Consider the following 25,433-nt stretch of genomic DNA (forward strand, 5'->3'; position numbering starts at 1 on the left):
AGCTGCATGCGTTGGCACGCCACTTGAAAAAAACCGGCTGGAGCTGCCTACAATCGGGCACATCAGTCGCTGCTGGATTTCCGTCCGCATGTCCGCCTTGCCGTTCCTGATCATCGAAACCGGGCATCCCGTGCCGGAGATGAAGCGATACGGCCGTTTTCGGCACTGGATCCGCGTCGCGGCCGGGCTGGCCGAGCATGAGACCGTCGCCGTCGATGTCGCCAACGGCGGCCGCCTGCCCGACCGCGACGGCTTTGCCGGCACCATCGTCAGCGGCTCGGCCGCCTACGTCACCGACCGCGCCGACTGGAGCGAACGCAGTGCCGCCTGGCTGCGCGATGCCGCCCACCAGGGCATGCCGCTGCTGGGCATCTGCTACGGGCACCAGCTGCTGGCGCACGCGCTGGGCGGCGAAGTCGATTACAACCCGGCCGGGCGCGAGTCCGGCACCATCGCGCTGGAATTGCACCCGCCAGCCGAGCAGGACCCGTTGTTTGCCGGCCTGCCGGCACATTTCCCGGCGCATGCCACGCACATGCAAACCGTGGTGCGCGCCCCGGACGGGGCCATCGTGCTGGCGCATTCGCGGCAGGACCGTTGCCATGCCTTCCGCTGGGGGCAGGCCACCTGGGGCGTGCAGTTCCACCCCGAGTTCGCCACCCACCACATGCGCGGCTATGTGCAGGCGCGCGCCGAGTGCATTGCCCGCCACGGGCACTGCGCCCGCACGGTCGCCCGCGAGGTCACCGCCGCGCCGATCGCCCGCAAGCTGCTGCGCCGGTTCGTGCATCACGCACGCGGCCTGCAAACAGTGACCACTCATCCCGCCGCACACACGCAAAAGCAGCGATAATCGCGCCACGCCGGATGGTCCGGTGCGTATCGATCCGGAATGGGAATGAGCGAAATCCGCAAGGTGCCGGCGTCTGCCGGCGCAGAATGGCTGTTGACCGGTTTCTCGCTGTTGAAGCGGGCGCCACTGGCGCTTGGCTCGCTGGGGGTGATCTGGAGCGTGGCGGCCACCCTGGTGGTGTCGCTGTCGGTGCTGGTGCCGCTGCTGGGCCCGGCCCTGCAGTTCCTGCTGGTGCTGGCCGGCCCGCTGTTCATGGGCGGCCTGCTGTGGGCGATCCGCGAGGTCGACGAAGGCCGCATCGCCAAGCCGTCGCATCTGCTGCACGGCCTGCAGGACGGCCGCGCGCCGCATCTGCTGGTGTCGCTGCTGCCGCAGCTGATCGCCGGCCTGCTGCTGGGCGTGCTGCTGCTGGTGATGATCGGCGCCAGCGGGCTGCAGCAGTTGTCCGAGGTGATGATCAAGATCAACCAGATCAGCCAGTCCGGCGCGCAGCCGGACCCGGTGCAGATCGAGCAGCTGGCCGCCAGCCTGCCGGCCGGGCGCATCCTGCTGTGGCTGCTGCTGACCATCGCCACCTTCGCGGCGATGACGCTGGCGCTGTTCGTGATGCCGCCGCAGGTGATGTTCGACCGCAGCACCGGCGGCCATGCGCTGCGCGAGAGCCTGCGCGCCAGCCTGCACAACCTGCCGGCGATGCTGGTGTTCTTCGTGCTGGCCTTCATCGCCATCTTCGCGATCTATTTCGCGGTGATGATCGTGGCGCTGATCGTCGGCCTGGTGGCCGGCCAGACCGTGGCGATGTGGCTGGCCCAGCTGCTGCTGATGGCGGTGCTGATGCCGGTATTCGCCGGCTCGGTGTACGCCGCCTGGAAGCAGATGTTCACCCACGCAGGCGCAACCGCGCAGCCCACGGCACCGTCGCGCCCGGATGTGTTTGCCGCCTGATCGCCTTGACCCGGGATGTGCTGACAACGACACCCTGATCCGTAGGAGCGCACCCGGGCGCGACGAAGCTTTCCTCAGGAGAGCCCCGGTCGCGCCCGGGTGCGCTCCTACGGGGGTGATTGCGTTCGGGTGATGCCGGATTGCGCGCCTGCATGTCGGCACGCCTCACCGCAGCAAAAGCGCTAGGCGGGTTTCGGCCCCACTGCGCGCGAGGCGATGATGCCCAGCTCGTAGAGCAGGCACATCGGGATGGCCAGCATCAGCTGCGAGACCACATCCGGCGGGGTGAGCACCGCAGCCAGGATGAAGATGCCAACGATGGCATAGCCGCGGCCTTCGCTCAGCTGCTTGGGGCTGACCCAGCCCAGCAGCACCAGGATCACCAACGCCACCGGCAACTCGAAACTCGCACCGAAGGCGAAGAAGATCGCCAGCACGAAATCCAGGTAGGAATTGGCGTCGGGGGTAATGGCGATCACGTCCGGCTTGAACGTGGTCAGGAAGTGGAACACCGCCGGCAACACCAGGAAGTACGCGAACGCGCAGCCGATGTAGAACAGCGCCACCGCCGAAGCCAGCAACGGAAATGCGAGTTTCTTTTCGCGCTGGTACAGGCCCGGCGCCACGAAGGCCCAGGCCTGGTACAGCAGCCACGGCACGCTGAAGAACACCGCCACGAAAAAGGTCAGCTTGAGCGGTGCGAAGAACGCGCCGGCCGGGTTCATCGCGATCATCGTCTGCCCCAGCGGCAGCTGCGAAATCAGCGGCGCGGCCAGCCACGAATAGATCGCCCGCGAGAACGGCAGCAACGCCAGCAGCACCACGCCCAGGCCGATCAGGGCGCGCACCAGGCGCGCGCGCAGTTCGACCAGATGCTCGATCAGACTGCTTTCGGCCTGTGCGTCGTCGAACAGGCTCACGGCTGTTTCTCCTGGATATTGCCCGGCGCAGCCGGCTCGGTCGGCGCTTTCAGCGTGCTCGGCTCCATCGGCGTGGTGGTGGCCGGCGTCTGCGCGCCGGTGCTGCTGAGATGCGCGGCATGCGGGGCCGGCACCACGGTATCGTGCGGGGCCGGTACCAAGGTTTGATGCGGCGCCGGCGCAATCGGCTGGGCCTGGGCAATGAGCGGTGCGGCCTCATGGTCGGCCGCATCCGCAGCGCCCGCTGCCGACGTGGCAGTCGCCGCGGGCGGCAGATCCGCATGCGCCAACTCCAGCGGTGTCGCCACTGGTGTGGCCGTGCTGCGGATATCGATATCGCGCCCTACCTCGTCGTGCAGCGCGCGGGCGCCCTGCTCCAGATGCTGCTGCTTGTTGCGCAGCTGGTCTTCGGCTTCGCGCAGCGAGGCCTGCACATCCTGCAGGCTGCGCTTGAGCTCTTCGGCTTCCAGCTCGCGCTCCAGTTCCTGCTTGACCGAATCCCACTGCATGCGCGCACGGCGCACCCACAGTCCGGCAAACCGGGCCGCCTTGGGCAGGCGCTCGGGACCGAGCACCACCAGGGCGACGATCGCAATCAGCGTCAGTTCGCCAACACCTATGTCAAACACCGACGCCGCTCCGGATCAACGCGCGTCGCGATCGCGCTCGGCCTGCGCCTCACGTGCCTGCTCGGCCGTGCGGGTGTCGTCACCGAGCTTGCCGGCCGGCTTGTCGTCGTCGTGCATGCCTTTCTTGAATTCCTTGACCGCGCTGCCGAGATCCTTGGCACCGCTGGTGAGCCGCTTGGTACCGAACACCAGCAACACGATCACCAGCACGATCAGCCAGTGCCAAATGCTGAAACCGCCCATGATCTGCTCGCTTGCTGAAGAAGAAGGAAGACGCAGGATACCCCAGCGCACCGCGCAGGGGGATGACAGCCTGTCAGCGGTTGCCGTCCAGCGATTCGGTACGGATTTCGCCATCGGACACCGGCTGGAAGCCCTGCTGCGGCGGTGGCGTCGTGCTGGGCTGCATCGGCACGGTGCTGGCCTCGTTCACCACTGGCGGCGGCGTGGTGGTCGCCTGTGCCGGCGGCGGCGTTGCCGGACGCGGCGCGCTGGCGCCGTCGACGGCGGTGCCATCGGTACCGCGATTGGCGCGTGCGGTGTAGGTCGCCTCTTCCAGGCGGTCGCGGAAGGCGATCACGTCGGTGGAGGCACGCTCGTTGGTGCGGCCTTCGAAGATCATGCGCGGGGTGGCGCCGCCGCCGTAGGCGTTGAGGTCGGCGGCATCGTCGATCTGCAGCACCGCGCCGTCCAGCGCCACGCCGGCGAACAGGCCACGGGCACGCGACCACGACCAGATTTCGGCCTTGAGCTGGCCGTCGGTGGCGGCGGCGGCATTGCGGCCGACCGGGCCGGCGGCCACGCCGGCATCGGCACCGAGGGTGAACTTGCCGTTGACGATGTTGTCCAGGCTGCGGTCGTTGCGGAACACCAGCACCACGTCGGAGGACTGCACGCCGGCCTGGAAGCCGATGCTGCCGCCGGTGAGCTTGACGAACACCGGCTGCGACCAGCTGCCGTCGGCATTCTTCATCGACATCAGGCCATGCCCGCGCCGGCCGCCGATCACCAAGCCGGCCTTGAGCGTGTCGGGGATGACCACGATGGCGCGCGCCTCGTCGAGCAGCTTGTCCGGGATCGCCTGCTCGGGGATCTTCATGATCTCGTTGAGCACGCGCACCGCGTTACGCGCGCGCTGGTCCTCTTCCGGGCCGGCGACGGCATGGCCGGCGGCGAAGGTCAGCGACAACAACAGGGCCAGGCGCGACAGACGAGGCATGACAAGCTCCAAAGGACAATCCGTCAAAGATAGCAATGGCGCGACGTTAGTGGTGGCGCAATGAATCGGTGGTGAGCGCAACTGGGGGGCAGAGGCGGTCAATGGCGGCGATCGATGCGCTGTCCTCGGCAGCACCGCTGCGCTCTGCCAGAATGGTGCGCATGAACACCACCTCCGATACCGCCCTGCTGGTTGTCAATCTCGGCACCCCCGAGTCGCCCACCGCCCCGGCCGTGCGCCGCTACCTGGCCGAGTTCCTCAGCGACCGCCGCGTGGTCGCGATCCCGCCGCTGTTCTGGAAGCCGCTGCTGTACGGGGTGATCCTGCCGATCCGCGGGCCCAAGTCGGCCGAGAAATACGCCAAGGTCTGGCTGCCGGACGGCTCGCCGCTGGCGGTGTACACGCGCCGCCTGGCCGAGGGCCTGAAAGAGGTCATGCCGGACTGGCACGTGGAGTGGGCCATGCGCTATGGCGCCCCGGCGCTGCGCAAGACGCTGGATGGCCTGCGCGCGCGCGGCATCAGGCGCATCGTGGTGCTGCCGCTGTATCCGCAGTATTCCACCACCACCACCGCCTCGATCCAGGACGTGATCGATGCCTGGCGCCCAAGCGCGCCGGAGATCGCGGTGGAGGTGATCCAGGACTATTGCGAAGACGCCGGCTGGGTCGCGGCGATCGCCGATTCGATCCGCGCGCATTGGCAGGCGCATGGGCGCAGCGAGAAGCTGATGTTCTCCTTCCACGGCCTGCCGCAGCGCGTGGCCAATGCCGGCGACCCGTATCCGCAGCAATGCGAGCGCAGCGCGCAGGCCATCGTGACTGCGCTCGGCCTCGGCGCAGACGAATGGCAGATGGGCTACCAGTCGCGCTTCGGTTCGGAACGCTGGCTGCAGCCGTACGCCGAGCCGACCTTGTGGAAACTAGCCGAAGGCGGCGTGCGCAGCTTCGACCTGGTCTGCCCGGGTTTTGCCACCGACTGCCTGGAAACCCTGGAAGAAGTGGCGCTGGGCTTTGCCGAAACGCTGGCCGAACGCGGCGCCACGCTCAGCTACATCCCCTGCCTCAACGCCAGCCCGGCACACGCGCAGGCACTGGCCGCAGTGGCGCGACGCGCGTGAGGTTGGAGCCGTTTGCGTGCGACCTGGCGATCGGCCGGGTCACCGGGCTGCGCAATCCCGAACGTGGCCCGCGCCGGGTGCTGGCGCTGCATGGCTGGCTCGACAATGCCGCCAGCTTCCTACCGCTGAGCGCGCATCTGCACGCGCAGGACCTGGATCTGGTGTTGCTGGATCTGCCCGGTCACGGCCATAGCGCGTGGCTGCCGACCGGCGCCGAATACACGCTCAGCAGCGCGATCGCGATTCTGCTGCAGGTGGCCGATGCGCTGGGCTGGGAGCGCTTCAGCGTGCTCGGCCACTCGCTGGGCGGCGGCGTCGCCAGCCTGCTGGCCGCTGCGGCGCCGGAACGCGTCGAGGCACTGATCGCGATCGAGGCATTGGGCGCGCTGGCCGAGCCGGTCGAGAGCACCGCCACCCGCCTGCGCGATGCGGTGGCGTCGGCACGCACGCTGGCGCAGCGGCCGTTGCGGGTGTTTCCGTCGATGGAGATGCCGGTGCGCGCACGCATGATGGCCAACCAGCTCACCGAACCGGCCGCGCGGCTGCTGGTGGAGCGCGGGGTCTGCGCGGTCGAAGGCGGCTATAGCTGGTGCAGCGACCCCCGCCTGACTTTGCCCACCGCCATCCGCATGACCGAAGCGCAGATCGACGTATTGCTGGCCTCCATCGCCTGCCCGACCCAGGCCATCTTCGCCACGCCGGCGCAGGTGTACTTCCCCGATGCCCTGCGCGATCACCGCGTGGCGCTGATGCGCGATGCACGCCTGCAGTTGTTGCCGGGCACGCACCATGTGCACATGGAAGCGCCGGACGCGGTGGCGGCGGTGATCAACGGATTCCTGGCGTCGTTGCCGCCGCCGCACGCGTGATGCGTGGAATGCGTGCATGCGTCCTGCGCGATGCCACGGCGTTGACGTTCGTGCTTGTTGCCTTGCATGCGCCAGCAGACCTCAGTGCCAGCAGGCATCGTCAGCGGCGCACGGCATCCTGGCACCGTTGAGCTAGCGCAATGGGCCATCCAGACCGGCTTGTCGCCGCGATCGAATCCTTCGAGCAGTGGAGTTTGCCAGGGACGTTCCTGGAGACGGTGCACGCGTCGCCGCAACTGGATCCGGACGATCGCCGGCGCCTGGATGAGGTCTGGTCGATGGCCTGCGACGCCGACCATTGGGGATCGGCACGCGAGCTGCAGGCCGGCATCGCGGCCATCGAGTGTGCCCTGACCAGGCGCTTTGCGTGGCTGTCGCCGCTGGCCTGCCGGCACCTTGCGCGCGCCGCGTCTTACCAATGGCGCTAGCGCAGCCGCGTGGCGCTATGTCGCTTCGCTAGCCGCGCCATCGCGCAGCAGCTCTCCGAAAGCCCGAAGAGCATTGGCGCCCCGACTTCGCGCCTTGATCGTTGCAGGAGCGCCGCCACAGCGACGGCAACTGCATCGCGACGATCTGGCTCACTCCACCTGCAACAACCGCCGCAGTTGCGCCTTGAGCTGGCGGCCGTGCTCGTGGAAATAGCTGCGCTCGTCGCGCCAGGCGGGGAAGCGCTGTTCCACCTCGGCCCAGAACGCCGGCGAGTGGTTGGCCTGCAGCAGGTGGCAGAGCTCGTGTACCAGCACATATTCGAATGCGGACGGGCGGCCGAGTACCAGCGCCAGATCCAGCGCCATCGAGCCATCTGGCGCCAGCGAGCCCCACTGCGAGGACATCACCTTCAGCCGCACCCGCGCCGGGGCGCGCGGCAGGCCGGGCAGATAGCTCGGCAACCAGCGGCCGACATCGGCGCGCGCCTGCGCTTCGTAGAATTCCCTCAGCGTGCGGCGCAGGCCTGCATCGCCGAGCCGGGTCGGCACATGGAACTGTGCGCCGTCATCGGTGACCTCGATGCGTGCGTAGCGCCCGTCGTGCCAGCTCAGCGGCAACAAGGCACCGCGTAACGGCAGCAGTCCCGGCACGCCACGCTCCAGCGCCGGAAACGCATCCACCTGCTGATAACGCGACAATTGCGTGCTCAGCCAGTCCAGATGCGCCTGCAGAAAGCGTTCGCCGGCCACCAGGCTTGCGCGCAGTGGCAAGGTCAGCCGCGCGCCGCGTTCGTCCACACTGAGCTTGATGCGCCGCGCACGCGGGTCGCGCACGCGCAGCACCGCGATCTCGCGCCCGTCCAGCTGCAGGCGCAGGCAATCACGTTCGACAACCTGCGGGGCGGGCGCGATAAGGCGGCGGACGGGCTTGAACATGGGCACAGGATAGCGCTGCGATGTGTCAGGCGGTGAGACGAAGCGATTGATGCATTCGATGTTGGCACGACTTATTTGAGCGACTGGCAAACGACGCTGCCCACCGCCAGGTGGGCGCAGCCGACGTCGCTAGATCTGCGGCCTGGTTGCAGGGCCCTTGCCCGTCCAGCACGGCCGAGTCTCTGTGCTTTGAGCGTCGTACTGGATAGCGCGAATGAAAAAGCTGCAGAGCGGCGGATCGGCGACTTGGCTGCAAGGTCCTTGCCCGCCCACCATCGCGGGACACGCCGCAAGTACGTCCTTGTAGGCTCTTACGCGGCATCCGTGCCGCGTAAGGTCCCGCGACGGTAGGCGGGCAAGGACCAGTCAAGATGGTCGGTCTTTTGAAGCAGTCGCCCGTGCGATAGCTCAATCGTAGAGCAGATGATCTGCGGCCTGGCTGCAGGGCCCTTGCCCGCCCACCATCGCAGGACACGCCGCAAGTACGTCCGTGTAGGCTCTTACGCGGCATCCATGCCGCGTAAGGTCCCGCGACAGTGGGCGGGCAAGGGCAAACTGAGATAGTCGGTGTGCATGTTTGCAAGCAGGGCATGACCTGCGCTGGTCGGATCACTGTGCGTCGACCAGCTTCTCACTCCCCTCCTTCGCAGGCCGAGCGGTGGACAGGCTTTCAGCACGCAACCTGCAAACTTTTCAATGCCTGACGCAGCGCAGCCGGACAACACGCTTTCAAGAAAGCAACCGACCAACTGACTGGTGCGGTGTCCTTGCCGGTTGCGGGACCCTTGGCGGCATGGATGCCGCCAAGGAGACTCCACGGACGGATGCACGGCGTGTCCCGCGAGCGGTGAGGGCACCGCGCGCTCGACTCACCAGGCGTTTGACTCAAGCATCGATCGCGACGCCACGACGCCACCGCTCGACCGTTGCGCTTACTCGGCCTTGCTCAGCTTCAACGCGGTCTCCAGCAGCAGGAACAGGCGCCGGATTTCCGCGCTCATCAGCGCGAAGCGGGCGTCGAGTTCGGCGCGTGCGCCGTCGTCTTCACTGTGTTCGAGCTGGTCCAGTGCGCCATCGAGGAACTTGAGCTTGCGGATCACCAGATCGTCGCCGAGCACGAACGATAGATTGTCGTCCAGCACCAGCGCCAGCTTGGTGACCTGCTTGCCGGCTTCCAGGTGCTTGTCGATCTCGTCGCCGCGCAGTTCCTGGTGCTGGCACTTGACCACCGCGCCGCCTTCGATCGGGTCCTTCATCTCGCACTCTTCGCCCAGGCTCAGGCCTTCGGGCAAGGGTTCGCCGGCGATCCAGCCGGTGAGGATGGCGCGCGGTGCGACTTCGGCATTCAACGGCAGTGCCGGGAAGCTGCCGAGTGCGCCGCGGATCTCGCTCATCACGTTCTCGCCGCTCTTGCGGCTGGAACTGTTGACCGCGATGTAGCCGTGCTGCAGGTCCAGAATGGCATCGGTGCGCGAGCTCTTGACGAAGGCGCGCGGCAACAGCTCATGGATCAGGTCGTCCTTCAGGCGCTTGCGCGCCTTGCCACCGGGGCGACGGCCTTCCTTCTCTTCGATCTCGGCGACCTTGCGCTCGAGCAGGTCGTTGACCACCGCGCCGGGCAGGATCTTGTCCTCGCCACCGACGGTGAGCCAGAGGAAATCTTCCAGACGGTGCGAGAGCACTTCCTGCTCGTCGCGGCCGAACGGGGAGATGAAACCGCGCGAGCTCATTTCCAGCGGGCCGACCGGCTTGAGCTGCACTTGCGGCAGCAGCGTGTCGATCTCGGAAAAATCCAGCGTGGTCGGGAAACGGAACAGGGTGAGATTACGAAAGAACATGCGTCAGACCGAAGAGGAAGAAACGGGGAGGGTGGAAAGACTGCCGGCGCCGCGATGGCCGCGTCAGTCGCTGTCGTGTGCGCTGTCGCCGGCGGCGAGCCAGGCGCTGGAATCGGGATCAGGATCGGGCGGTGCTGCATCGCCATTGCGGCCCAGCGCCAGGAAATCGAACAGGGTGCGGTCGGCCAGTTGCTCGGGCCGCACATCGCCTAGCGCGCGGGCGATCTGCTCGACCCGCCCGGGCTGCTCGCGGTCCCACTGCTGCAGCATCCGCCCGACCTGCTGGCGCTGCAGGTTTTCCTGGCTGCCGCACAGGTTGCACGGAATGATCGGGAACTGGCGCGCCTGCGCATAGGCGGCGATGTCGGCTTCGCGCACGTAGGCCAGCGGGCGGATCACCACATGCGCGCCGTCGTCGCTGCGCAGCTTGGGCGCCATCGCCGCAAGCCGGGCGTGGTGGAACAGATTCATGAAGAACGTGGCCACGATGTCGTCGCGATGGTGGCCGAGCGCGATCTTGGTCACGCCATGCGCCTGCGCGTAGGCATACAGCGCGCCGCGCCGCAGCCGCGAGCACAACGAACACATGGTCTTGCCGGCCGGAATCACCCGGCTGACCACCGAATAGGTGTCCTGCTCGACGATGTCGAACGGTACATCCAGCCCGCGCAGGTAAGTGGGCAGCACCTGCGCGGGGAAGTCGGGCTGCTTCTGGTCCAGATTGACCGCCACCAGGGTGAACGGCACCGGCGCCTTGCGCTGCAACTGCAGCAGCATGTCCAGCAAGGTGTAGCTGTCCTTGCCGCCGGACAGGCAGACCATGATCTTGTCGCCGGGAACGATCATGCCGAAGTCGGCAATCGCCTGGCCCACTTGGCGCTGCAGGCGTTTGCCCAGGCGCAGCTGCTCACGCTGCAACCGCTGGCGCGGGTCGCGCGGCGCGGGGTCGGCCAGGGGTTGCGGCAGCGGCAGGACAGCGGTCATAAGCCGGCCATTGTAGCTGCCCGGCGCGCGGCGGGCCGGCGCGGCGCGTGCGCGGCTGAACGGGCGGTCAGCCGCTTGCGGGCGGGGTGTCTGGCGCTGGTTTGGCGGTGCCGGGGCGCTGGCGAGCCGATCACCGCTGGAGGTGTGCCGCAGGTGCTCGGGGCAGTGCACATCTCGCAGCGCAGCAAGCCTTTCGGCGCCGGGCTGGGTAAAGTCGGGCAGACCGCTTCACTCGGGATCGGCATGGCATCTTCAGCTTCGCTCCATCGCGCGGCTTTTTTCGGTCGCGATTGTGGTAGCGCTAACATTCTGCGCGGCGCGGGTCAGGCGCTGTGCCGGCGTCCGTCTCCAGCGCTGATTGAGAGTGCGCGCCGGTGGCGGCGGTGACGGCCTGCATGCGCAATCGCTGCGCTGCGTGGCTGGTCACTCGCGTGCGACACCTTTCCCTTCTCCCCCTCGCCTCTCTGCAGGAGTTCCACCCCATGAGCAACACCGTCTACATCGGCGCCAAGGAATATTTCCCCGGTATCGGCAAGATCGGCTTCGAAGGCCGCGACTCGGACAACCCGCTGGCGTTCAAGGTCTACGACGCCAACAAGCAGGTCGGCGACAAGACCATGGCCGAGCATCTGCGCTTTGCCGTGGCCTACTGGCACAGCTTCTGCGGCAACGGCGCCGATCCGTTCGGCCCGGGCACGCGTGCGTACCCGTGGGATATCGGCAACACCGCGTTGAATCGCGCCGAAGCCAAGGCCGATGCCGCGTTCGAGTTCTTCACCAAGCTCGGCGTGCCGTACTACTGCTTCCACGACATCGATCTGTCGCCCGATGCCGACGACATCGGTGAGTACCAGAGCAACCTCAAGCACATGGTCGGTATCGCCAAGCAGCGCCAGGCCGATACCGGCGTCAAGCTGCTGTGGGGCACTGCCAACCTGTTCTCGCACCCGCGTTACATGAACGGTGCGTCGACCAACCCGGACTTCAACGTGGTGGCGCGTGCGGCGGTGCAGGTCAAGGCCGCGATCGATGCCACCGTCGAGCTGGGCGGCGAGAACTACGTGTTCTGGGGTGGCCGCGAGGGCTATGCCTGCCTGCACAACACCCAGATGAAGCGCGAGCAGGACAACATGGCGCGCTTCTTGACCCTGGCACGCGACTACGGCCGCGCGATCGGCTTCACCGGCAACTTCCTGATCGAGCCCAAGCCGATGGAGCCGATGAAGCACCAGTACGACTTCGACAGCGCCACGGTGATCGGCTTCCTGCGCCAGCACGGCCTGGACCAGGACTTCAAGCTCAACATCGAAGCCAACCACGCCACCTTGTCGGGCCATAGCTTCGAGCACGACCTGCAGGTGGCATCCGATGCCGGCCTGCTCGGCAGCATCGATGCCAACCGCGGCAACCCGCAGAACGGCTGGGATACCGACCAGTTCCCGACCGACCTGTACGACACCGTCGGCGCGATGCTGGTGGTGCTGCGCCAGGGCGGGCTGGCACCGGGCGGGCTGAACTTCGATGCCAAGGTACGCCGCGAGTCGTCCGACCCGCAGGATCTGTTCCTGGCGCATATCGGCGGCATGGACGCGTTCGCACGCGGGCTGGAAGTGGCCAATGCGCTGCTGACCTCCTCGCCGCTGGAGCAGTGGCGCGCCGAGCGCTACGCCAGCTTCGACAGCGGCGCGGGTGCGGATTTCGCCAACGGCAGCAGCACGCTGGTGGATCTGGCCAAGTACGCGGCCGGCAACGAACCCAAGCAGCTCAGCGGCCGTCAGGAAGCCTACGAGAACCTGATCAACAAGTATCTGACCCGTTGATGTTGTGCCAATGGTCGCCTGCACGCCTGCGCGCAGAACCACGTGCAGCGTCATGGCTGTTCCGTTGCATCCGGCGCCGCCGGTGCGGCCACCGAATCCCGCTTGACCAGCAGGTGCGCGACCACATGATCGACCATCTTCGCCGTGCGCTCCTTGGCGCGAATCGTCTTCAACAGGATGTCCAGCGCGGCGTCGGCCATGGCGGCGATGGGCTGCTGCACGGTGGTGAGTTCGGGCCATACCGCAGTGGCAGCGGAGGTGTCGTCGAAGCCGACCACCGACAGATCGCGCGGCACATCCAGCCCGCGCCGATGCGCGACCGAGATTGCGGCGGCGGCCATGTCGTCGTTGCTGGCGAAGATGGCGCTGGGGCGGCGTTTGCGCGCCAGCAGTTTTTCCGCAGCGACCAAGCCGGATTTGTAGGTGTAGTCGCCCGGTTGCACCAGGTGCCGGTCCAGCCGCAGGCCCGCATCGGCCAGCGCGGCCTGGAACCCCTCGAAGCGACGCGTGCTGGCAGACAGGTTGGGGTGCCCGGCGATGTAACCGATACGCGTGTGGCCCTGCGCGATCAGATGCTCGGTGATTTCCTTGGCGGCGGCGAATTCGTCGATGCGCACACAGGCCACATCCGGGCTGAAATGGTTAGAGGCGATCGCCACCACCGGCACCTTGGCACGTACCAGTTCCAGCACCGCGGCCTTGGATTCGCACAGCGGCGGCGGCAGGATCACCCCGGCCACGCCCTTGGCAAGCTTGCGTGCGGCACGGCGTTCGGCGTCGGCATCCAGGTCGTCCCAGCAATCGATCACCAGTTGGATCGGTGTGCGCGAGGCAACCCGCAACACGCCCAGCAGCAACTCACGCAGGTAGGCGCCGCTGGGATCGCTGTAGATCAACGCAATGCGCGTGCTCTGCGCGGCAGCCAGGGCACTGGCTGCCAGGTTGGGCGTGTAGCCCAGCTTGTCGACCGCGCGCAGCACGCGTGCGCGGGTGGCATCGCGCACGCTGCCGTTGTTGTTGACCACGCGCGAGACCGTCATCGGCGAGACCTTCGCCAGCGCCGCCACCTCGTCGATGGTGGTCGCGCGGCTGGTGCGGCGGACCGATTTCCTGACCTTCTCCAAGCGTGGCCTCTTCAAGTGGGTGGCGAACCTGCACGATGCACACAACCCGCTGCAGTAACGCAAGCGCCGACTGCGTGCATGACGATGCGACGCATGGTACCGGGAAGCAGGCAGAGCGGCGATACGCCGCAGCGTGCGGTGATGCCGCTGGAGCATGCCGCATGAGCGCGCGTGCAATGCGGCGCTGCGGCGCGTATTGCGCAGCGTTGACGCAGCCGTGGTGGCTGGCGCTGACGTTGCTATGCGGATTGATGCTGGCCAGTGCCGGCGCGCGGGCCGAGGATGGCTACGACTTATGGTTGCGCTACCACCCGCTGGCCAACGCGGCGCAGTTGCGTGGCAGCGCAAGCGAGTTGATCATCGCCGGCGACTCGCCGACGTTGCAGGTTGCACGTGAGGAATTGCAGCGTGGACTGTCGGGCCTGCTTGGTGCTGCGCCGCAGTCGTCCGCCAATGTCACGCGCGATGGCGCGATCTTGCTGGGCGCGGCCGCCGCGCCGCAGATCGCGGCATTGCAGCTGCAGACCACCGGCCTGGGCCGCGAGGGCTATCTGATCCGCAGTGTCAGCGTGGACGGGCATCGCACCATCGCCATCGTCGGCGGCAGCGATGTCGGCGCGCTGTATGGGGCATTCCACTTCCTGCGCCTGCTGCAGACCGGCCAGTCGCTGGCCGCGCTGGACCTGCGCGAGTCGCCGCGGCTGCAGCTGCGCATGCTCAACCACTGGGACAACCTGGACGGGGTGGTCGAACGCGGCTACGCCGGCGCCTCGTTATGGAACTGGCAGACCCTGCCGGGCTACCTGGATCCGCGCTACACCGACTACGCGCGCGCCAATGCATCGCTGGGCATCAACGGCAGCGTGCTCAACAACGTCAACGCCAAGGCCTGGAGCCTGACGCCGCAGTATCTGGACAAGGCGGCAGCACTGGCCAAGGTGTTCCGCCCTTACGGCATTCGCGTGTTTCTCAGCGCGCGCTTCAGCGCGCCGATCGAGATCGGCGGCCTGAAGACCGCCGACCCGCTGGATCCGCAGGTGCGCCAGTGGTGGCGCGACACCGCCGACCAGATCTACGCGCGCATTCCGGACTTTGGTGGTTTCCTGGTCAAGGCCAACTCCGAAGGCCAGCCTGGCCCGCAGGATTACGGGCGCAGCCATGCCGATGGCGCCAATCTGCTGGCCGATGCGCTGGCACCGCACGGCGGGGTGGTGATGTGGCGCGCATTCGTCTATTCGCACGAGCAACCGGACGATCGCGCCAAGCAGGCGTACAGCGAGTTCCTGCCGCTGGATGGGCAATTCCGCGACAACGTGATCGTGCAGGTCAAGAACGGGGCGATCGACTTCCAGCCGCGCGAGCCGTTCCATCCGTTGTTCGGTGCGATGCGCAAGACGCCGTTGATGCCGGAGTTCCAGATCACCAAGGAGTATCTGGGCTTTTCCACCCATCTGGCCTATCTGGGCACGCTGTTTGCCGAAACCCTGCAGGCCGACACCTATGCACGCGGCAAGGGCTCGACCGTTGCCAGAACCGTGGATGGCACGCTCTTCAACGATGCAAAACGCACGCGCCTGACCGGCATTGCCGGGGTGGCCAACATCGGTGCGGACCGTAACTGGAGCGGCTCGATCTTCGATCAGGCGAACTGGTATGCGTACGGGCGGCTGGCGTGGAACCCGCAATTGTCACCGCAGGTGATCGCGCAGGAGTGGGCGCGCATGACCTTCTCCAACGATGCTGACGTGGTGACGCCCGTGGTCGACATGATGCTGCGCTCGCGCGAGGCAGTGGTGGACTACATGACGCCGCTCGGCCTGCATCACCTGATGGGGCGCGGCCATCACTACGGCCCGGCACCCTGGGATGCGGGCAGCGAGCGCCCGGACTGGGACCCGGTCTACTACCACCGCGCCGACAGTAACGGGATCGGCTTTGACCGTAGCGCCAGCGGCAGCAACGCGGTGGCGCAATACGCCTGGCCGGTGGCGCGCGTGTTCGGCGATGTGCAGCGCGTGCCGGAGCATTACCTGCTGTGGTTCCACCATGTGCCCTGGGAGCACCGCATGGCCTCCGGGCGGCCGCTGTGGGACGAGCTGGTATGGCATTACGACCATGGCGTGGACGAGGTGCATGCAATGCGAACCACCTGGCAAAGCCTCGCCGGCAAGATCGATACGCCGCGTTACCAGCAGGTTGCGAACTTCCTGGCGATCCAGCAGGACGAAGCGCAGTGGTGGCGCGATGCCAGCATCGCCTACTTCCAGCGCGTGTCCGGGCGGCCGTTGCCGGCCGGCACGGCACCGCCGGCGCATCCGTTGGCGTATTACCAGGCACTGAAGTTTCCGTATGCACCGGGGAATCCGAAATGAGCGCGCGCCTCTCGACGGTCATCATGGCAACGCTCTGCGCAGCACTGCTGCCGCGCCTGGTGCAGGCGGCCGATGCGCCGCTGCTGCATGCACTGTTTCAGGAGCATGTGGTGTTGCAGCGCGATGCGCCGATCCGGGTGTGGGGCGATGCCCCCCCTGGCACACGCGTGAGCGTGCAACTGGATGCGCAGCAGGTGCAGGCACGCGCGGATCGGCAAGGCCACTGGGAAGCACGCCTGCCCGCGCACGCCGCGGGTGGCCCGTACAGCTTGAGCGCACGCACCAGCACGGGCGTGACACAGCAGGTCAATGACGTGCTGATCGGCGATGTGTGGCTGTGTTCGGGCCAATCCAATATGGAATTGCAGGTGCATCGCACCCTGGATTCACGCAGCGAGATCGCCGATGCCGACAACCCGCGCATCCGTATGTTCAAGGTGCCGGCGCAGTCCAGCCCGACGCCGCAGCGCGGCTTCGGTGGCACTGCGGCATGGCAACTCACCACGCCGGAGACGGTGAAGGAGTTTTCTGCGGCCTGCTATTACTTCGCGCGTGAATTGCAGAAGACCGTCGATGTGCCGATGGGCCTGATCAACGCCTCCTGGGGCGGCTCGCAACTGCAGGCCTGGATCGGCGAGAAGGCACTGCGCGCTGCCGGCGACGATGGCCCGGCGCTGGATGTGCTGGCGCGTTACGCACGCGACCCGGTGGATGCCGCGCCGCATTGGGGCGCGCTGTGGGAGGCCTGGTGGCATGCGCACGGCGAAGGCGAGCCCTGGCAGGCGGATGCGCCCGGCGCCTGGCAAACCGCACCGGCGGCATTGGGCGCGTGGGACGACTGGGGCGTGCCGCAGTTGGTCGGCTTCAACGGCATGGTCTGGTACCGCACCAGCGTGGAGCTGACGCCGGCGCAGGCCGCGCAGGACGCCAGCTTGTTGCTCGGGCCGGTGGACGAGCTGGACCAGACCTGGGTCAACGGGCGTGGCGTGGGCAGCAGTTACGGCGCCGACCAGCCGCGTCGCTACAGCGTGCCGCGCGGGCACCTGCATGCCGGGCGCAACAGCATCGTGCTCAATGTGCTCAATACCTATCGGCGCGGTGGGCTGCTGGGCGATGCGCAATCACGTGCGCTGCAGTTTGCCGATGGCAGCACGCTGCCGCTGGATGCGCCCTGGCAATACCGCATCGTGCCGCCGCAACTGGGCTCGCCACCGCGCGCGCCGTGGTCGTCGGCGGCCGGGCTGACCACCTTGTACAACGGCATGATCGCCCCGCTCGGCCAGCTCGGCCTGCGTGGCGTGCTGTGGTACCAGGGCGAATCCAATGCCGGCGATGCGGTGCATTACCCGGCCTTGCTCGCTGCATGGCAACGCGATTGGCGGCAGCGCTTCGGTGCGCAGTTGCCGCTGCTGATCGTGCAACTGGCCAACTATGGCGCGCCGCCCACCCAGCCGGTCGACAGCGGCTGGGCGCAGCTGCGCGAAGCGCAGCGCCGCTTCGTCACCAACGATGCGCATGCCGGCCTGGCGGTGACGATCGATATCGGCGACCGCTACGACATCCATCCGGCCAACAAGCAGGAACTTGGCCGGCGCCTGGCGCGTGTGGCGCGGCAGGTGGTGTATGGCGAGGCGCTTGCGCCCTCCGGCCCGGTGCCGCGCAGCGCGCAACGCGAAGGCGACAGCGTGCGCATCGCCTTCGACGATGTGGACACCGCCTTGCTCAGCTATGGCGCCGATGCGCCGATCGGCTTCGAGCTGTGCGGCGCTGCGCCCAACACCTGCCGCTATGCCGTCGCCAGCTTGCACGACCAAACCATCAGCCTGCGCGTTCCCTCCGGCCTGGCCGTCACGCGCGTGCGCTACTGCTGGGCCGACAGCCCGGTGTGCACCTTGTACGACCGCAGCGGCCTGCCGGCCGGCCCGTTCGAGCTCCCCCTCACTGCCGCCACTTCTCCCTGAGCGAGACCACGATGTCACAGACTCCCGACTCCCCTGCTCCGCTGCAAGGCTCGGCCCGCGATCGCGAGATCGTCGAGGCGCGCGTCATCGTCACCTGCCCGGGCCGCAACTTCGTCACCCTGAAGATCCGCACCCGCTCGGGCATCACCGGGCTGGGCGATGCCACGCTCAATGGCCGCGAACTGGCGGTGGCGGCGTATTTGCAGGAACACCTGGTGCCGAACCTGATCGGCCGCGATGCCGGCCGCATCGAAGACATCTGGCAGTTCTTCTACCGCGGCGCGTACTGGCGGCGCGGTCCGGTGACGATGAGCGCGATCGCCGCAGTGGACGTGGCCTTGTGGGACATCCTGGGCAAGATGGCCGGCCTGCCGCTGTATCAGCTGCTGGGTGGGCGCTCGCGCGAGGGCGCGCTGGTCTACGGCCATGCCAATGGCCGCGATATCGCCGAAACCAGCGATGAGGTGGGCCGCTTCCGCGAGCTGGGCTTCATCGCCATCCGCGCGCAGTGCGGCGTGCCCGGCATCAAGAAGACCTACGGCATTTCCAGCGGCGGCAAACCGTATGAGCCGGCAGAGAGCGAATTGCCGACCGAAACGGTGTGGTCCACGCCGCGCTATCTCGGCGTGGTGCCGAAATTGTTCGAGCAATTGCGCAACGACCACGGCGACGAGATCGAGCTGCTGCACGACGCACACCACCGGCTCACCCCGATCGAGGCCGCGCGCCTGGGCCGCGACCTGGAACCGTACCGGCTGTTCTGGCTGGAAGACGCCACCCCTGCAGAAAACCAGCGCGCGTTCGAGATGATCCGCCAGCACACGGTCACCCCCTTGGCGGTGGGCGAGGTGTTCAATTCGCTGTGGGATTGCAAGCACCTGATCGAGCAGCAACTGATCGACTACATCCGCACCACGATCGTCCACGCCGGCGGCATCACCCATGTGCGACGGCTGGCCGATTTCGCCGCGCTGCATCAGGTGCGCACCGGCTTCCACGGCGCCACCGATCTGTCGCCGGTGTGCATGGGCGCGGCATTGCACTTCGACACCTGGGTGCCCAACTTCGGCATCCAGGAATACATGTTCCATTCCGACGAGGCCAACGCGGTGTTCCCGCACGATTACGTGTTCCGCGATGGCCGCCTGCATTGCGGCGAAACACCCGGGCATGGCGTGGACATCGACGAAGCCCTGGCCGCGAAGTATCCCTACGTGCCCAAGCAGTTGCCGATCGCGCGGCTGGAAGACGGTGCGATGTGGGACTGGTGATGCGCTGGCTGCCGGCCGCGCTTGCAGCACTGCTGCTTGCGGTGGCCGCGCCTGCGCGCGTGCAGGCGCAAGCACACGCCGATGTCGCCTTCGACTGGTTCGAGTATCGCGGCGACGATGCGGTGTTCGCCACGCCGCTACCGCCCGGCCACTACCGCAACCCGGTGCTGGCCGGGTTCTACCCAGACCCCAGCGTGACACGCGTGGGCGAGCGCTACTACCTGGTCAACTCCACGTTTGCGTATTTCCCGGCGATCCCGGTGTTCGAAAGTACCGACCTGGTGCACTGGACGCAGATCGGCAATGTGGTCGAGCGCCGCGAACAGCTCGACTACGACGGGCTGGGCGTGTCGCGTGGCATGTTCGCTGCCAGCATCCGTCATCATGCCGGGCGTTTCTATGTGGTGGGTACCTCGGTCGACAGCGGCGGCAACTTCATCGCCAGCGCCCGCAATCCCGCCGGCCCATGGTCGGCACTGACGTGGTTGCCGGGCATCGACGGCATCGACCCGTCGTTGTTCTTCGATACCGACGGCAGCGCCTACCTGCTCAACAACGGCCCGCCGGAAGGCACGCCGTTGTACGAAGGCCATCGCGCGATCTGGATGCAGCGCTTCGACCTCGCCAACAATCAACCGGTCGGCCCGCGCAAGGTGTTGCTCAACGGTGGGGTGGATCTGGCCAGCAAGCCGATCTGGATCGAAGGCCCGCATCTGTATCAACACGACGGTTGGTATTACCTCTCGTGTGCCGAAGGCGGCACCGGGCCGCAGCATTCGCAGGTGGTGCTGCGCAGCCGCAACGTGTGGGGGCCGTATGTCGCATCACCGCACAATCCGATCCTGACCCAACGCGACCTGCCGGCCGAACGCACGCACCCGATCAGCAATGCCGGGCATGTGGATCTGGTGGACACACCGGACGGGCAATGGTGGGCGGTGTTCCTGGCCAGCCGCCCGTATGCGGGCGAACGCTACAATACCGGGCGCGAAACCTTCCTGCTGCCGGTGCACTGGCGCGATGGCTGGCCGTCGATCCTGCCGGCCGGCGAGCCGATTCCGTCTGTCGCACAGAGCCCGCGCGGCGCCAAGACCCCGGCCGATCAAGCGCCGTTGTCCGGCAACTTCACCTGGCGCGACGACTTCGCCGGCACCTCGCTGCAGCGCGAATGGCTATCTCTGCGTGTGCCCAAACATGAGGTGGCCGATCTAAGCGCACGCACCGGGTGGCTGACCCTCCACGCCAGTGCGCAAGGGTTGGATAGCACCGCCACACCCGCTTTCCTCGCGCGGCGCCAGCAACACACGCGCTTTGCCGCAAGCACCGCGTTGGCGGTGCCCACGCAGGCCGGCGTCAGCGCCGGGCTTGCCGTCTTGCAGAATTCCAACGCGTGGTATGCGCTGGGTGTGCGACGCACCGGCGATGCGCTGGACGTCTTCCTCGACAAGCGCGAGGGCGCAAAGACCACCACGCTCGCACGCACCCGCGTCCCCGCAACGGCGCAGCTACGTCTGCAGATCAGCGGCGATGGCGGTGCGTACAGCTTTGCCTTCGATTCCGATGGGCGCGGCTGGCAATCGCTACACCGCAACGATGCTGCGGGCATGCTTAGCACCGCACAGGCCGGCGGCTTCGTCGGCAGCATGATCGGGCCGTTTGCCCAGCTGGAACCGCATCGCACCCAGGAGGACTGACCATGCATTCGCACCCCGCCCACCGCGCCACCACCCCGCGTCGCCCATGTGCGCGCGTCTTATTGCTGGCGATGGCGATGGCGCTGGCCGCCACCGGCACGCAGGCCGCAACGCCGCCGCCGTATCTGGACACCCAACGCCCGTTCGACGCACGTGCGGCCGACCTGGTGTCGCGCATGACGCTGGAAGAAAAGGCCGCGCAGATGCAGAACGCTGCCGCGGCCATCCCGCGCCTGCAGGTGCCCGAATACGATTGGTGGAACGAAGCGCTGCACGGCGTGGCGCGTGCCGGCGGCGCCACCGTGTTTCCGCAGGCGATCGGCCTGGCGGCCACCTTCGATACCCCGTTGATGGCCGAGGTGGCCACCGCCATCAGCGACGAAGCGCGCGCCAAGCACCACGCCTTCCTGGCGCGCGGCGAGCACAAGCGCTACCAGGGGCTCACTTTCTGGTCGCCCAACATCAACATCTTCCGCGACCCGCGCTGGGGCCGCGGGCAGGAAACCTATGGCGAAGACCCGTTTCTGACCGCGCGCATGGGCGTGACCTTCGTGCAGGGCCTGCAGGCGCAGCAAGGGCCGTACCGCAAGCTCGATGCCACCGCCAAGCACTTCGCCGTGCACAGCGGCCCGGAGGCCGACCGTCATCACTTCGACGTGCATCCCAGCGAGCGCGATCTCCATGAAACCTATCTACCCGCGTTCCAGGCCTTGGTGCAGGAAGGCAAGGTCGCCGCAGTGATGGGCGCCTACAACCGCGTCAATGGCGAATCCGCCTCGGCCAGCACGCGGCTGGAAGGCATCCTGCGCCGCGACTGGGGCTTCGATGGTTACATCGTCAGCGACTGCGCCGCCATCCGCGATATCTGGCAGAACCACAAGATCGTGCCCACGCCCGAGGCCGCCGCCGCGCTCGGCGTCAAGCACGGCACCGACCTGGATTGCGGCGACACCTATGCCGCGTTGCCGGCGGCGGTGCGTGCCGGCTTGATCGACGAGGCCAGCATCGATACCGCGCTCAAGCGGCTGATGACCTCGCGCATGCGGCTGGGCATGTTCGACCCGCCGGCCAAGGTGCCGTGGGCGCAGATTCCCGTATCAGCCAATCAATCGCCAGAGCACGATGCACTGGCCCGCCGCACCGCGCGCGAATCGCTGGTGCTGCTGAAGAACGACGGCCTGCTGCCGCTCAAACCCACGCTCAAGCGCATCGCCGTGATCGGCCCCACCGCCGACGACCCGATGTCGCTGCTGGGCAATTACTACGGCACGCCGGCCGCGCCAGTCACCATCCTGCAAGGCATCCGCGACGCCGCACCGCAGGCGCAGGTGGTCTACGCGCGCGGCAGCGACCTGGTGGAAGGGCGCGAAGACCCCAATGCCGCGGCACCGATCGACACCCGCTATCTGCGCCCGGCGCCAGATGCCAAGCAGAACGGCCTCACCGGAGACTACTTCCGTGGACGTGCGTTGGCCGGCCAGCCGGTGCTGACCCGCATCGACCCACGTATCGCCTTCCGCTGGGACCGCAATGCGCCCACCGACGATGCCGTCGGCCGCGGTGAACTGCAGGCCGACCGTGCGCTGGCCAAGGACGACTTCAGCGTGCGCTGGCATGGCCAGCTGCTGCCGCCGGTGTCGGGCACCTACGAGCTGCAGATTGCCGCCGACGATGGCGTGCGCCTGTTTCTGGACGGCAAGCTGCTCATCGATCAATGGAGCGAGGCCCCGCGCATGCGCGGCGGCAATGCCAGCGTCGCGCTGGAAGCGGGCAAGGCCTACGACCTGCGCGTGGAATACTTCGAGGCCACACGCGATGCCGGCGTGCGTCTGGCCTGGCGCATGCCCGGCGCCAAGCCGCCGCTGCAGGAAGCGGTGGACGCCGCACGCAACGCCGAGGTGGTGGTGTTCGTCGGTGGCCTCACCGGCGATGTCGAAGGCGAGGAGATGGACGTCAACTATCCCGGTTTTGCCGGCGGCGACCGCACCGACACCCGCCTGCCCAAACCGCAACGCGAGTTGCTGCAGGCAGTGCAGGCCACCGGCACGCCGGTGGTTGCGGTGTTGACCACCGGCTCGGCGCTGGCGATCGACTGGGCGCAGCACCACGTGCCCGCCATCCTGCTGGCCTGGTACCCCGGCCAACGCGGCGGCAGCGCGGTCGGCGATGTGCTGTTCGGCCAGGCCAGTCCCGGCGGCCGCCTGCCGATCACCTTCTACAAGGAAGACGAGCGCCTGCCCGCCTTCGACGATTACGCCATGCGCGGCCGCACCTATCGCTACTTCGCCGGCAAGCCGCTGTATCCGTTCGGCCACGGCCTGTCGTACACGCAGTTTGCGTATTCGGATCTACGCCTTGATCGCACCACGGTTGCAGCCGATGGCACGCTCACAGCCACGGTCACGCTGAAGAACACCGGCCAACGCGCAGGCGATGAAGTGGTGCAGCTGTATCTGCATCCGCTCAAGCCGCAACGCGAACGCGCCATCAAGGAACTGCGCGGCTTCCAGCGCATCACCCTGCAACCCGGCGAACAACGCCAGCTGCGCTTCACCCTCAAGGCGCAAGACGCCTTGCGCATCTACGACGAGCAGCGCAAGGCCTACGCAGTGGATCCAGGCGACTACGAAGTACAGATCGGCGCTTCCAGCGCAGACATCCGCAGCACACAACGCTTTACCGTCACCGACAAGTAGCAGCCGTTGACACCCTCGCCATGCGGACGTGGGCGAAGAACCCACTCAGCCGCGATTGCCCTAAGCCCCTCTCGCCGGGGCGAAGAGGCACCGCTTGCGCGCCACTGGCGCGCGCGCCTTGGAGCGCCCACGTCGCAAGACGTGGGCCGGGGCGCGGAGCGGGGGTTGGGGTGAGGGTACGGCCACAGGCGAACTTGCAGCACCCCCACGATTCCAAACAAAAACCCATGCCAATTCCAACGCTCTCCATCGCAACACTCGCGCACCTACCAACCACCGTCCTCACTCCCAGCTACGACCCCAAACAGACCACCATCGGCATCGTCCATCTAGGCGCTGGCGCCTTCCACCGCGCCCACCAGGCCGTCTACATCGCTGACCTGCTCGCGCAAGATCCCACCTGGGCCATCTGCGCCGTCTCGCTACACAGCCCAAGGGTGCGCGACGCCCTGCGCCCACAAGACGGCCTCTACACCCTCGCCCTGCTCGACGAGCACCCGCAGCTACGCATCATCGGCGCCATCCGCGAGGTGCTGTGCGCAGCCGACGAACAAACCGCCGTGCTCGCGCGCCTGGCCGATCCCGTCGTGCGCCTGGTCACCCTCACCATCACCGAAAAAGGCTATTGCCTGGCCGGCGACACGCTCGACCTCGCCCATCCCGACATCGCGCACGACATCGCCAACCCCGGTACACCGCGCAGCGCCATCGGCTACCTGGTCGCCGGCCTGCAACAACGCAGGCAGCAGGGCAGCGCACCGTTCAGCGTGCTCAGCTGCGACAACCTGCCCGACAACGGCAACCTGCTACGCCGCGCAGTCTTGCTGCTCGCACGGCAAACCGATCCCGCGCTTGCGGCATGGATCGACCGGCAGGTCAGCTTTCCGCGCTCGATGGTGGACAGCATCACCCCCGCCACCGACGACGCACTGCGCACCAACGTACACGCGCAAACCGGTCTGCACGACGCCTGGCCGATCCAGCGCGAGCGCTACAGCCAGTGGGTGATCGAAGACCGCTTCTGCAACGGCCGCCCCGCCTTCGAAAGCGCAGGGGTGATTCTCAGCGACGATATCGCCGGCTATGCACGCGCCAAACTGCGCCTGCTCAACGGCCCGCACTCCGCACTCGCCTATCTCGGCAGCCTGCTCGATCTGGAAACCGTCGCCGACGCCATGCGCCACACGCAACTGGCCGCGTTTGTCGAAACCCTGATGCGCGAGGACATCGCCCCCACCCTGCAACGCATGCCGGGCTTCGACCCGCGGCACTATATCGACGCCATCCTCGCCCGCTTCCGCAACCCCGCCATCCGCCACCTGCTCGCCCAGATCGCCTGGGACGGCTCGCAAAAGATTCCGGTGCGTCTGCTCGGCGTCATCAGCGATGCATTGGACGCCGGGCGCCGGGTCGACCGGCTCTGCATTCCGGTAGCGGCCTGGCTGCAGTTCGTGCGCAGGCAGGCGGCCAACGGCATTACCCTGGTCGATCCACTGAGCGAGGTCCTCAGCGACATCGCCCGTTCGACCACAGGCGATGCCAGCCATGACATCGCGGCATTCCTCACCGTGGATGCGGTGTTCGCCGCGCCCTCTGGCGATGCGTGTTTTGTGGAGGCACTGCGCGCTGCCTATGCTGCGCTGGGCACTGCAACACCATCAGAGATACAGCTGGCAATCGATGCACGGTGATGCACGGCATACGCATCGCCGGCTGACACCGCATGCCAGAAAGGCCCGATGTCCGCATGGTGCGA

The 25,433-nt window shown here is 67.3% G+C and carries 21 protein-coding genes; 13 read left to right on the forward strand and 8 right to left on the reverse strand.

Translation table 11 applies throughout. From position 1 onward, the window contains the following. Positions 1-88 precede the first annotated feature (88 nt). Together ABQY74_RS19835 and ABQY74_RS19840 are read left to right on the forward strand one after the other, a co-directional pair. A complete protein-coding gene (locus tag ABQY74_RS19835) occupies positions 89-853 on the forward strand; it encodes a glutamine amidotransferase (protein ID WP_016904252.1) in 765 nt (254 codons plus the stop codon). 45 nt (positions 854-898) lie between these two features. After that, on the forward strand, positions 899-1,798 hold the full coding sequence (locus tag ABQY74_RS19840) for a BPSS1780 family membrane protein (protein ID WP_016904253.1): 900 nt from the start codon (positions 899-901) through the stop codon (positions 1,796-1,798). Positions 1,799-1,980: 182 nt separating this feature from the next. Here ABQY74_RS19840 and tatC read toward each other — a convergent pair whose 3' ends face one another. From tatC to ABQY74_RS19860, 4 genes are all read right to left on the reverse strand, one after another. Beyond that, positions 1,981-2,718: a twin-arginine translocase subunit TatC gene (tatC, locus tag ABQY74_RS19845; protein WP_039513578.1), complete on the reverse strand. Its 738-nt coding sequence runs from the start codon at positions 2,716-2,718 to the stop codon at positions 1,981-1,983. Then, positions 2,715-3,347 (reverse strand): Sec-independent protein translocase protein TatB, encoded by a 633-nt coding sequence (tatB, locus tag ABQY74_RS19850; protein ID WP_349794555.1) that lies wholly within the window; start codon positions 3,345-3,347, stop codon positions 2,715-2,717. The genes tatC and tatB overlap by 4 nt, the downstream gene beginning before the upstream one ends. Before the next feature lie 15 nt (positions 3,348-3,362). Then, positions 3,363-3,590, reverse strand: coding sequence for a Sec-independent protein translocase subunit TatA (gene tatA / locus ABQY74_RS19855; RefSeq protein ID WP_016904256.1), 228 nt, complete (start codon positions 3,588-3,590; stop codon positions 3,363-3,365). A gap of 73 nt (positions 3,591-3,663) precedes the next feature. Continuing rightward, positions 3,664-4,566, reverse strand: coding sequence for a YSC84-related protein (locus tag ABQY74_RS19860; RefSeq protein WP_161961306.1), 903 nt, complete (start codon positions 4,564-4,566; stop codon positions 3,664-3,666). A 152-nt stretch (positions 4,567-4,718) separates the two neighbouring features. Between ABQY74_RS19860 and hemH the strand changes: the two genes are divergently transcribed. The 3 genes from hemH (at position 4,719) to ABQY74_RS19875 (ending at position 6,981) form a co-directional block, all read left to right on the forward strand. After that, complete coding sequence (gene hemH, locus ABQY74_RS19865) at positions 4,719-5,684, forward strand: ferrochelatase (RefSeq protein ID WP_039529583.1); 966 nt, start codon at positions 4,719-4,721, stop codon at positions 5,682-5,684. 2 nt (positions 5,685-5,686) lie between these two features. Then, positions 5,687-6,553, forward strand: a complete 867-nt coding sequence (locus ABQY74_RS19870; protein ID WP_065033378.1) for an alpha/beta fold hydrolase — start codon at positions 5,687-5,689, stop codon at positions 6,551-6,553. A 140-nt stretch (positions 6,554-6,693) separates the two neighbouring features. Then, positions 6,694-6,981 (forward strand): hypothetical protein, encoded by a 288-nt coding sequence (locus ABQY74_RS19875; protein WP_039521264.1) that lies wholly within the window; start codon positions 6,694-6,696, stop codon positions 6,979-6,981. Positions 6,982-7,131: 150 nt separating this feature from the next. Here the strand turns inward: ABQY74_RS19875 and ABQY74_RS19880 are convergent, their stop codons facing one another. The 3 genes from ABQY74_RS19880 to ttcA all read right to left on the reverse strand — a co-directional run bounded on the left by ABQY74_RS19880 (position 7,132) and on the right by ttcA (position 10,739). Then, on the reverse strand, positions 7,132-7,917 hold the full coding sequence (locus ABQY74_RS19880) for a SprT family zinc-dependent metalloprotease (RefSeq protein WP_024937606.1): 786 nt from the start codon (positions 7,915-7,917) through the stop codon (positions 7,132-7,134). A 932-nt stretch (positions 7,918-8,849) separates the two neighbouring features. Next, positions 8,850-9,755, reverse strand: coding sequence for a recombination-associated protein RdgC (locus tag ABQY74_RS19885; protein ID WP_007974628.1), 906 nt, complete (start codon positions 9,753-9,755; stop codon positions 8,850-8,852). A gap of 63 nt (positions 9,756-9,818) precedes the next feature. After that, complete coding sequence (gene ttcA / locus ABQY74_RS19890) at positions 9,819-10,739, reverse strand: tRNA 2-thiocytidine(32) synthetase TtcA (protein WP_349794558.1); 921 nt, start codon at positions 10,737-10,739, stop codon at positions 9,819-9,821. A gap of 482 nt (positions 10,740-11,221) precedes the next feature. Here ttcA and xylA point away from each other — a divergent pair, with 482 nt between their 5' ends. Next, positions 11,222-12,559 carry a xylose isomerase gene (xylA, locus tag ABQY74_RS19895; protein ID WP_372469981.1) on the forward strand — a complete coding sequence of 446 codons (1,338 nt, stop codon included), beginning with the start codon at positions 11,222-11,224 and terminating at the stop codon, positions 12,557-12,559. Positions 12,560-12,609: 50 nt separating this feature from the next. Here xylA and ABQY74_RS19900 read toward each other — a convergent pair whose 3' ends face one another. Then, the gene (locus ABQY74_RS19900) at positions 12,610-13,626 is read right to left on the reverse strand and encodes a LacI family DNA-binding transcriptional regulator (protein WP_228960737.1); all 1,017 of its coding nucleotides are present in this window, start codon (positions 13,624-13,626) and stop codon (positions 12,610-12,612) included. Here ABQY74_RS19900 and ABQY74_RS19905 point away from each other — a divergent pair. From ABQY74_RS19905 to ABQY74_RS19935, 7 genes are all read left to right on the forward strand, one after another. Next, positions 13,577-13,741, forward strand: a complete 165-nt coding sequence (locus ABQY74_RS19905; RefSeq protein WP_016903660.1) for a hypothetical protein — start codon at positions 13,577-13,579, stop codon at positions 13,739-13,741. The genes ABQY74_RS19900 and ABQY74_RS19905 overlap by 50 nt on opposite strands. 118 nt (positions 13,742-13,859) lie before the next feature. After that, positions 13,860-16,055 (forward strand): alpha-glucuronidase family glycosyl hydrolase, encoded by a 2,196-nt coding sequence (locus ABQY74_RS19910; RefSeq protein WP_349794685.1) that lies wholly within the window; start codon positions 13,860-13,862, stop codon positions 16,053-16,055. Continuing rightward, a complete protein-coding gene (locus ABQY74_RS19915) occupies positions 16,052-18,016 on the forward strand; it encodes a sialate O-acetylesterase (protein ID WP_349794641.1) in 1,965 nt (654 codons plus the stop codon). The genes ABQY74_RS19910 and ABQY74_RS19915 overlap by 4 nt, the downstream gene beginning before the upstream one ends. 11 nt (positions 18,017-18,027) lie before the next feature. Next, positions 18,028-19,287, forward strand: coding sequence for a D-mannonate dehydratase ManD (gene manD, locus ABQY74_RS19920; protein WP_349794643.1), 1,260 nt, complete (start codon positions 18,028-18,030; stop codon positions 19,285-19,287). Next, complete coding sequence (locus ABQY74_RS19925) at positions 19,287-20,981, forward strand: glycoside hydrolase family 43 protein (RefSeq protein WP_349794645.1); 1,695 nt, start codon at positions 19,287-19,289, stop codon at positions 20,979-20,981. Before manD ends, ABQY74_RS19925 begins: the two co-directional genes overlap by 1 nt. A 77-nt stretch (positions 20,982-21,058) precedes the next feature. Beyond that, complete coding sequence (locus ABQY74_RS19930; RefSeq protein WP_349794688.1) at positions 21,059-23,677, forward strand: glycoside hydrolase family 3 C-terminal domain-containing protein; 2,619 nt, start codon at positions 21,059-21,061, stop codon at positions 23,675-23,677. 227 nt (positions 23,678-23,904) lie between these two features. Further along, entirely contained in the window at positions 23,905-25,368 is a 1,464-nt protein-coding gene (locus ABQY74_RS19935; protein ID WP_349794690.1) for a mannitol dehydrogenase family protein, read from the forward strand. Positions 25,369-25,433 lie beyond the last annotated feature (65 nt).

This window comes from Xanthomonas sp. WHRI 7064 (assembly GCF_040202355.2).
GTDB lineage: Bacteria > Pseudomonadota > Gammaproteobacteria > Xanthomonadales > Xanthomonadaceae > Xanthomonas > Xanthomonas arboricola.